This is a genomic window from Myxococcus vastator (assembly GCF_010894475.1).
GTDB classification, from domain to species: Bacteria; Myxococcota; Myxococcia; order Myxococcales; family Myxococcaceae; genus Myxococcus; species Myxococcus vastator.
This window is the reverse complement of sequence record NZ_JAAIYB010000368.1, coordinates 1-8,627: the sequence shown is the minus strand read 5'-3', so window position 1 is coordinate 8,627 and position 8,627 is coordinate 1. Positions and strand designations below refer to the sequence as shown.

The window sequence follows — 8,627 nt, the reverse complement described above, 5'->3', positions numbered from 1 at the left end:
GCCCTGGACTGGTGCCCCCGCGTCACGCCCGGCCCCAGCGGGACGTCCTCGTCCGCCCTGGCGATGTCCAACGCCCACGCCCTGGTCCGCTTCTTCAGCCCCGGCAGCCACTACCGGGAAATCGACGCCGCGCTCGCTGGCGCGATGGAGGGGTCCACCGTCGACTGGAACGGCGTGGCGCGGGCCTATGCGGAGGCACTCGATTCGGTCTGCGCCCACGAGGCCACCGCCTCCGCGGACCTCCCCGTGGTCCAGGTCGAGCAGCACGACACCGTCGCCGTCATCCGACCCGGCACGGGTGAGCCCGTCCTCCCCGAGGGCACGCGCGCCGTCGCCATCGACCTGCGCGGCCTGCCCGACGCCCCGGGGCTGGAAGAGGCGCTGGCCCGCGCCATCTCCGTCGCCAGCGGTCAGCCGGTGCCACGCGTCTCCGCGCGCGTGCGCGTCAACGACGGCATGACGGACGAGCACAACGCCCAGAACCTCTACAGCAACACCACGGACCTCCTGGCCGCGCCGGACTACCCCGCCTCGGGAGCGGTGGACCTGCCGGTGGCGCTGCTCACGGGCCCCACGCTGCCGCCCGCGGCGGCGCGCTTCGTGGTCGACCTGCGCACGGCGCGGCGAGCCTGGCTGTGGGGTGAGCCCGTCGCGACCGCCGTCGCCGAGTCGCGCTGGGTTCCCCTGGCGGCCCAGGGCCTGTCGATTCGCACGTCGCGGCTCGAGGACAGCACCGGCCCGCTTCCCGACCAGCTCCCCGCGGACCGGGCGCTGTCCGGCGCCCTGGCCGACAGCCTGAGCGAGCTTCCCACGCTCGGGACGCCTGCCGCCCTGGACCGGAGCGCCGCGGTCGCTCGCACGGACATGACGCAGCGCCGGCGCCCGACGGGCACGACGGCGCAGGTGACGCAGACGGCCGGCATCGCGCGCGCGTCGCTCCTCATCACCCACGGCGCCGTGCGGCGCTTCTTCCCCTACTTCCATGTGGTGGGGGACGGCATCGACGCGCGGCTAGAGGAGACGCTGGCCGCGGTGGACGCCACGCCCGTGAGCCAACTCCAGACACTTCAGCTCCTGCGCCGCTTCGGCGCCGTGCTCCAGGACGGGCACGTCTTCGTCTCCGCGTCACCGTCTCCCTTCATCGGCGACCTCCCCGCGCTGCTGGAGGAGGTCGCCGGAGGGGACGTGGTGGTCCGCCGCTCGCTCGTCCCGGAGTTCCAGGCGGGCGACACCCTGGTGCGCGTGGGCGACCGCTCCACGGCGGAGTGGTACGCGGAAGAGCTCTCCCGCACGTCCGCCGCCACCCACGGCTACCGACACGACCTGGCCACGCGGAGGCTGCGTGAGCTCACAGGGCCCCTGTCGCTCGTGATGCGCGCCATGGATGGTACCGAGCGCACCGTGCAGGCCCAGCCCTGGACCGGCGGAAACCTGGGCCAGGCGCTCGGCTACTCCCCCTCGCGACGCGCCAGCGGCTGGCTGGGCGACGTGGGCGCGCCGACGCTCTACTACATCACCCTGAGCAGCGACGTGACGACAGACCTCGGCGCCGCCCTCCAGCACCTCGACACCGCGTCGGCCGCCCAGGGGCTCATCGTGGACATGCGCGGCTACCCCGGCTTCAGCCACTACGACTTCATCCGGCATCTCATCCAAGGCCCCTACGTCAGTCCCCTCTTCCGAGTGGGCCGCTGGACGGGCCCGGACGCGCATGAGGTACGCGAGACTCAGCACGCCTTCACCGGAAGCACGACGCGCGCATACACGGGGCCCATGGTGCTGCTCGTGGGGCCTCGCTCGGTGTCCGCGGCGGAGAACTTCTCCACCATGCTGGTCGCCGCGAACCGCGTCCGGGTGGTGGGGCAGCGCAGCGCGGGCACCAACGGCAACATCACCAACCTGCTGCTCCCCGGCGGCTTCCGGTTCATGTACACCGGAATGGAAGTTCTTCGTCCCGACCGCTCGACATTCCATGGCGTGGGAATTGTCCCGGATGAAGAGATTGTACCCACCACGGAAGACTTCGCGGCGGGCAGAGACGCGGTGCTCTTGAAGGCCATCGACGTGCTCCAGGCACACGAGTAGACGCTTGCCGGCGTGAGTGCGGACAGCGCCTTTCGATGCGGGCGTGTGAAGCGGCAGGATGGCGCTCCTCACCCCGTGGAAGGAGCAGTCATGAACGCACGTTTTCTTGCTGTCGCTGTCCTGGGTGCCGCGATGTTCACCGGCTGTGGTGCGCCGGACGCCACCCCTGAGACGCCCGCTGGTGAAGGCGTTGTCATCCCTCCGGTGGAGACGCAGGGAGGGTCCGCCACCGTCACCGCCGCCGCGTATTGCGACGACGTGGCGACGTGGAACGCCGCGTGGACGGACCTGGAGGACCAGGTCCTCGTGCTCGTCAATCAGCGCCGCGCCGCCGGGGCCGTCTGTGGCGGCGTGGCCAAACCGCCCGCGCCCCCGCTCAGCAACAACGCCCAGCTGCGGTGTGCCGCGCGCAAGCACTCCAAGGACATGGGCACCCACAACTTCATGAGCCACACGGGCTCGGATGGCTCCACGCCCTGGCAGCGGATGAACCAGGCGGGCTATACGTACCGCAACGCCGCGGAGAACGTCGCGGCCGGCTACTCCACGGCCCTGGCCGTGGTGAACGGCTGGATGTCCAGCACCGGGCACTGCAACAACATCATGAACCCGGCGCTCCTCGACCTCGGCGTCGGCTACTTCAACGCGCCGAGCAGCACCTACCGACACTACTGGACGCAGGCCTTCGGCCGGCAGTGACACCGGGCTAGAGTGTGTGGCCGGGCGCTCATCCGGGGCGCCCGGCTCGCCTCGCTCGTCATGGACCTCCTCCTGCTTTTCGTCGGTCTCATCAAGGTGGTGTTCGGCGGCCTCGTCGCCGCGCTGGGCATCTGGCTCGCGCTGCGCGGCCTGAGCCGCATCCTCGGCGCCAACCCCGCTGAGGAGCTGCGCCAGGGCAACGTCGCCGCCTGCCTCGTCCACGCCGCCAGCCTGGTGTCGCTGGGCCTGCTGGTGCAGCACGCGGTGCAGGCCACGTCGGACGCGCTGGACCTCACCGTGCAGAATTCGACCCTGCAGTTGCTGGTCGTGGGCCGGCTGGTCGCGGTGGCCGTCCTGCACGTGGGGCTGTCACTGGGCGTGGGCGTCACGGTGCTCGGCACGGGCGTGCTGCTGTTCGACCGGATGACGCCGGGCATCGACGAGCTGGCGGAGGTGCGCAAGGGCAACGTCGCGGCGGCGCTCATCCTCTCCGCCATCCTGCTGGTGCTGGCGCTGCTGACCGCCCCGGGACTCCAGGCGGCGCTCAACGGGCTCATCCCCTTCCCCCAGCTCCCCGCGGGGACGCTGCGCGCGCCCGCGTGAAGACGTTCTTCAAGTGGATGCTCGGCGTGGTGGGCCTCGCCAGCTGCTTGTGCTGCTGCGGCCTGGGCACGCTGGGTCATCTGGCGGGCATGGACATCGCGCCACCTGAGCCCGGGCAGCCCAGCGGCGCCCGCGCGGTGGATTTGGGGCTGGTGCTCCTGCCGCCGGGCACCTCGCCGCGGCGGGCCCGGGACTACGACTGGCGGGCGGACAGCATCCAGCCCCCCGAGCACCACGTCTCCTACGGCCTGGGGACGGCGCTGGCCCAGACGCTGGCGGATGAACACGCGGCGCTGGGCCGCAGGTTGCACTACCACTCACTGGGCAGGGAGCGCTTCTCGTTCAACGCACCGCCCGGCTGTAGCGCCGACATGCGCTGCATCTACGAGGAGCTGATGCGCACCAACGCCGAGCCCGTGCGGAGGCTGGGTGACACGTTCGTCGCCTCCATCCGCGAGCGGAGGCTGGATGCCGCGCAGGCCACGCAGCTCATCCTCGGCTTCGTGCAGCGCATCGACTACGAGCTGCCCGAGCACGAGGCCTTCGGTATCGTCCCCCCGGCGCTGGTCCCCGCGGAGAATCGCGGCGACTGCGACTCCAAGGCGGTGCTCGCGGTGATGCTGCTGCGGCAGGCGGGCGTCGACGCGGTGGTGCTGTACTCCGACCCGCTGTCCCACGCGGCGGTGGGCGTGGGGCTGCCCGGCAAGGGCTCGGCGCTGCGCTACGCCGGGCGCAGCTACCAGTACGCGGAGGTCACCGCCCAGGGCTGGCCGCTGGGCATGATTCCGCCCCAATACGACAAGCCCCGGCTGTGGAAGGTGCTGCCCCTGAACGGGGGCCCTGACACGGCGGGCTGACGCCCCGGGGCCTCAGTCCGCCTCGGCGCCTGGCGCCGCGAGCAGGCCCCGCACCAGGTGCTCGTAGGCCTCCTTCATCGGCAGCTCGGAGTCCACCTTGAGCCGCCGCCGGAGTGTCTGGGTCCGCCGGCCATCCCGTGGGTCCACGCCCTCCTTCTGGTACGCCTCCCACCACACCCCGCTTCCACGCCGCTGCCACAAAGGCACGTCGTTGAAGTTGAGGCCGCGCTGGAAGAGCAGCTCGTTCTTGTAGCTCACGGGCTTGCCGTCCAGCTCACGGGTGGCCTGCGCCGCGCTCCGGCCCTCCTTGCGCAGCGTCCAGTAGCACCAGCCATGCAGCGAACACCTGCTGCCGTCCGCTTGCCGCCAGAGGAAGTAGTCCAGCACCGCGCGCTCCGAGGCCCCCAGCCAGGCGCGGCCGTCGAACACCGCCGGGACACCCGCGGCGTGTGTGAAGGTGGCGCTGGCCAGGCCCGCCGCCAGGGACACCACCTTCTCGACGGAGCGGTCGAAGAGCGTCCAGTCCGGCCGGAAGAGGACGGAGATTTCGTCGCTCTGCGTGTAGGCGTAGACGCCTTGAAGTTCCTCCAGCAGCTCGCTGGCGGTGCGCACCATGAACTGGTGGAACACCGGGTCGAAGGGCTTCTCGTAGCGGGCCTCGGTGAAGCGCGAGAAGCCCCGCCCATCCACGCGCAGCACCACCCAGGCGCCCGGCAGCATGCGCTGGTTGTGGAACACCTCGCCCTGCCTTGCTCGCGCCGCCAGTTCCTCAGGGTCCATCGGGCTCCTCCCTCCAGGGTTGGACGCGAATGCCACCGTCGGCGGCCAGCGTCACGTAGAACAGCGCGTCGAAGCCCTCATCGAGCCGGGGCCGCTCGAGCTGCTTCACGGTGACGCGCAACGCCACCTCCGGCACCCGGGCGCGCCCGTCACGCAAGGCATTGCGCGCCAGGCAGTCCTCCAGCTTCGACGCGAAGTAGTAGCCCATGACTCGAGCCTGGTACTCGCGCCCCAGGACGATGAGGGGCGCGCGCACGTCCGCGGAGGGATTGGTGTTGTCCACCACCACCGACCGGCCCGCCGCCAGCGCCTCGGCGATGTACCGGCGCTGGCGGGCCTCCTTGCGAACCGCGTGAGGCCACAGGTCCTTGCTGACGTGCACGTGCGTGGCCGCGAAACGCTGCCGGTAGAGGCTGCTCTTGCCCGAGCCCTGCAAGCCAACGAAGAGAACCAGGTCCATGACGTGCGGCTCCAGACGCCTCCGCGTGAGAGCGGCTGACAGTGACGGCCCCAGCCATAACGCTGCCACGCGAAAAAGACAGTCAACCCGATACATCTGTCGCGTCCGGCGTGTCGGCAGAACGTCACGAATGCCTGTCATTCCAATGAATTCCCAGACTTGGGCATGCATTGACACATTCATCTTAAGCAGATTAACAAGCACATCTCGCTTTTCGAGGATTCTTGCGTTGTGCAGCACGGAAGTCCCTCTCAAGGAGACACCGCCATGCGTCTGCCGTCCTCGTTGTCCCCGCTGTCCCTCCTGGCCCTCGGTTGGGGCCTGTCCGCGCCCGTCACGGCGCTCGCCGCGAACACGCCGGACCTGCGCCCCGGCGTCATCCGGAGCACCGCGGCGCTGGGCCCCGCCCGGGTCCTCACCGGCGCCGAGGTCGAGAAGGCGCGCCTCGCCACGGGCATCGACCGCGCGGCGAGTGGCACGTATGCCCTTGCCACGGGCGCCGGGCACGTCTTCCACCGGACGACCCAGCCCATCCATGCGCTGAAGACGCTCGACGTGCCGCGCGCGTCCGTCCAGCTCCACACCTGGCAGGAGGAGACGGCGGACGGCAGGCGCCAGGACTACTTCGCCTACAGCCAGGGCGGCGTGGCGCTGCTGGGCCGCGTGCAGGCGACGGAGTACCTGGTGCGGCTGGAGCACGCGCGGTTCGACCCGCTGAAGGGCGCGCAGCCCCTGGTCGCGGGCCTGCTCACCGCGGACGCCAGCAACACCCTGCACCTGGTGCAGTTCCACGCCACGCCCCTGCCGGAGTACCGCGACGCCATCCAGGCCGCGGGCGGCAAGGTGCTGCGCTTCCTCACGGACCACACCTTCCTCGTGGAGATGAACGCCAGCACGCACAAGCGCGTCGCCGGGCTGCCCTATGTCCGCTGGGTGGGCGCGTACCATCCGGAGTACCGGGTGGAGGGCGTGCTGCGCGAGTCCCTCCAGGGCCGCGCGCTGAAGCTGGAGCCGCAGCGCTACTCCATCATGGTGGGCGAGCGCGGCGCGGCGCGACAGGGCGAGGTCGCCTCGCTGGTCCGCGCGCTGGGCGGCACGGTGGAGCTCATTGAAGCGGGCGGCCTGCGCGTGGAGGCCACCCTCACCCAGTCCCAGTTGGAGCGGCTGGTGCGCTCCAATGCCGTCCAGTACGTGGACCGCTGGGGCGGTCCGGGTGAGCTCGACAACAACAACGTCCGTCAGGTGGGCGGCGCGACCTACCTTGAAGGCCTGGAGGGCTTCACGGGCCAGGGGGTGCGCGGCGAAATCTTCGACACGGAGCTGCGCACCACGCACCAGGAGTGGGCGACGGCGCCCATCATCCACAGCACGGGCACCACGGGCGGCTTCCACGGCAGCGCCTGCTACAGCATCAACTTCGCCCGGGGCGTGGATGGGAACGCCCGCGGCCTGATTCCCTCCGGACAGGGCATCTTCTTCCGCTACAACGAGTCCTCCCAGTTCGGCGGCCCCAAGTCCCGCTACGACATCAACCGGGAGCTCATCGACCCGGCCGGGCAGTACCGCGCCGTGTTCCAGACGTCCAGCGTGGGCAGCGCGCAGGTGACGGGCTACACCACCATCTCCGCGGAGGTGGATGACTACCTGTTCCAGTACCCCATCCTCAGCACGCAGTCGCAGAGCAACACCGGCAACCGGAACTCGCGGCCACAGGCGTGGGCGAAGAACATCGTGTCCGTGGGTGGCATGTACCACTACGACAACACCAACCGCGCGGATGACCGGTGGAACGGCGGCGCCAGCGTGGGCCCGGCGGCGGACGGCCGCCTCAAGCCGGACCTGTCGTACTACTACGACTCCATCCGCTCCGCGTCGAACTCCAGCAACACGTCCTACACCAACTTCGGTGGCACCAGCGCGGCCACGCCGCAGACGGCGGGGCACTTCGGCCTGCTCTTCCAGATGTGGCACGAGGGCGTCTGGGCGGGCTTCGGTGGTGGCGCGGATGTCTTCGCCAGCCGTCCGAAGATGGCCACGGCGAAGGCGCTGATGATCAACATGGCGCACCGCTACAACTGGCTGGCGGGCGGCTCCAACGGAGACCTGACGCGCGCGCGGCAGGGCTGGGGCACCGCGGACGTGAAGCGCCTGTATGACCGCGCCGAGGTGACGAGCATCATCAACGAGACGGACCGGCTGCTCCCGCTCGGCACGAACACGTACCGCGTCAACGTGGGCGCAGGCGAGAAGGAGCTCAACGTCACCATGGTCTACACCGACCCCGCGGGCACGGTGGGCGCGGCCCAGGCGCGCATCAACGACCTGTCGCTGCGCGTGACGTCCCCCACCGGCGTCGTCTACTGGGGCAACAACGGCCTGACGGCGGGCAACGTCTCCACCGCGGGCGGTGTGTCGAACACGGTGGATACGGTGGAGAACGTGTTCCTCACCACCCCCGCCGCCGGCACCTGGACCGTGGAGGTGATTGGCGACGAAATCGTCCAGGACACGGATTTGTCGACGCGCGTGGTGGACGCGAACTACGCACTGGTCGTGAGCGGCGGCAAGATTCAGTAGGCCCGAGGTGAGCTGAAGCAGACGCCGGGCCAGTGCTCCCTGCGTGGGAGTGCTGGCCCTGGCCCTGCCCCAATGGCATGACAGGCCCATGCCCCGTGACGTCTCCTTCTTCGACCAGCTCGGCTCGCTCCTCGCCCAGGAGCGCGAGGCCGAGAAAGCCCGCCTGGCCGCGCTCGCCCAGAGCCTCTCGCTGCATGAGCGCGAGGAGCACGGCCTGTCCGTCCTGGACCTGGAGTCCATCGAGGAGGAGGTCGGCCTGGGAGGCCGCTTCCTCGTCACCCTGGGCCGAGCGGACCGCCGCCCCCTGCCCACCCGCCTGCACAACGGCGACCTGGTGGCCGTGCTGCCCCGCCGCGCGGAGGTGAAGGAGCCCGCCCGCGCCCTCATCTCCCGCGCCACCGCCACGCGCATCCAGCTCGCCTTCGACCGCTCCCCGCCGCCCTACGTCCACGAGGGTCTGTTGCGCCTGGACGTCGTCCCCAACGACGTCACCTACGACCGGCTGCGCGCCGGGCTCCAGCGCATCAAGGCCCTGGACAAGGGCGCCGAGCGGCACAAGCGAGAGG

The 8,627-nt window shown here is 70.5% G+C and carries 7 protein-coding genes and 1 pseudogene; 6 read left to right on the top strand and 2 right to left on the bottom strand.

Going from position 1 to position 8,627, the window contains the following annotated elements; all coding sequences use genetic code 11:
• The 4 genes from G4D87_RS28345 to G4D87_RS28330 form a co-directional block, all read left to right on the top strand.
• Positions 1-2,085, top strand: a 2,085-nt coding sequence (locus tag G4D87_RS28345; protein ID WP_240358677.1) for a S41 family peptidase, incomplete at its 5' end; no start/stop codon positions are given.
• A gap of 90 nt (positions 2,086-2,175) precedes the next feature.
• Positions 2,176-2,784: a CAP domain-containing protein gene (locus G4D87_RS28340; protein WP_163785832.1), complete on the top strand. Its 609-nt coding sequence runs from the start codon at positions 2,176-2,178 to the stop codon at positions 2,782-2,784.
• Positions 2,785-2,796: 12 nt separating this feature from the next.
• On the top strand, positions 2,797-3,387 hold the full coding sequence (locus G4D87_RS28335; RefSeq protein WP_163785831.1) for a DUF350 domain-containing protein: 591 nt from the start codon (positions 2,797-2,799) through the stop codon (positions 3,385-3,387).
• Entirely contained in the window at positions 3,384-4,244 is an 861-nt protein-coding gene (locus G4D87_RS28330; protein ID WP_163785830.1) for a hypothetical protein, read from the top strand. Before G4D87_RS28335 ends, G4D87_RS28330 begins: the two co-directional genes overlap by 4 nt.
• A 12-nt stretch (positions 4,245-4,256) precedes the next feature.
• Here the strand turns inward: G4D87_RS28330 and G4D87_RS28325 are convergent, their stop codons facing one another.
• Positions 4,257-5,024: a tRNA(His) guanylyltransferase Thg1 family protein gene (locus G4D87_RS28325; protein WP_163785829.1), complete on the bottom strand. Its 768-nt coding sequence runs from the start codon at positions 5,022-5,024 to the stop codon at positions 4,257-4,259.
• The gene (locus tag G4D87_RS28320) at positions 5,014-5,484 is read right to left on the bottom strand and encodes an AAA family ATPase (protein ID WP_205507756.1); all 471 of its coding nucleotides are present in this window, start codon (positions 5,482-5,484) and stop codon (positions 5,014-5,016) included. Before G4D87_RS28320 ends, G4D87_RS28325 begins: the two co-directional genes overlap by 11 nt.
• A 267-nt stretch (positions 5,485-5,751) precedes the next feature.
• Between G4D87_RS28320 and G4D87_RS28315 the strand changes: the two genes are divergently transcribed.
• Both G4D87_RS28315 and G4D87_RS28310 read left to right on the top strand, forming a co-directional pair.
• Complete coding sequence (locus tag G4D87_RS28315; protein WP_163785828.1) at positions 5,752-8,061, top strand: S8 family serine peptidase; 2,310 nt, start codon at positions 5,752-5,754, stop codon at positions 8,059-8,061.
• Between the two features lie 88 nt (positions 8,062-8,149).
• Positions 8,150-8,627 (top strand): annotated as a pseudogene (locus G4D87_RS28310) (AAA domain-containing protein); the annotation flags it as partial.

Bases quoted from the DNA above. Each gene is read 5' to 3' on its own strand.
- G4D87_RS28340 (WP_163785832.1), top strand. From the start codon at position 2,176: ATGAACGCACGTTTTCTTGCTGTCGCTGTCCTGGGTGCCGCGATGTTC.
- G4D87_RS28325 (WP_163785829.1), bottom strand. From the start codon at position 5,024: ATGGACCCTGAGGAACTGGCGGCGCGAGCAAGGCAGGGCGAGGTGTTC.
- G4D87_RS28320 (WP_205507756.1), bottom strand. From the start codon at position 5,484: ATGGACCTGGTTCTCTTCGTTGGCTTGCAGGGCTCGGGCAAGAGCAGC.
- G4D87_RS28315 (WP_163785828.1), top strand. From the start codon at position 5,752: ATGCGTCTGCCGTCCTCGTTGTCCCCGCTGTCCCTCCTGGCCCTCGGT.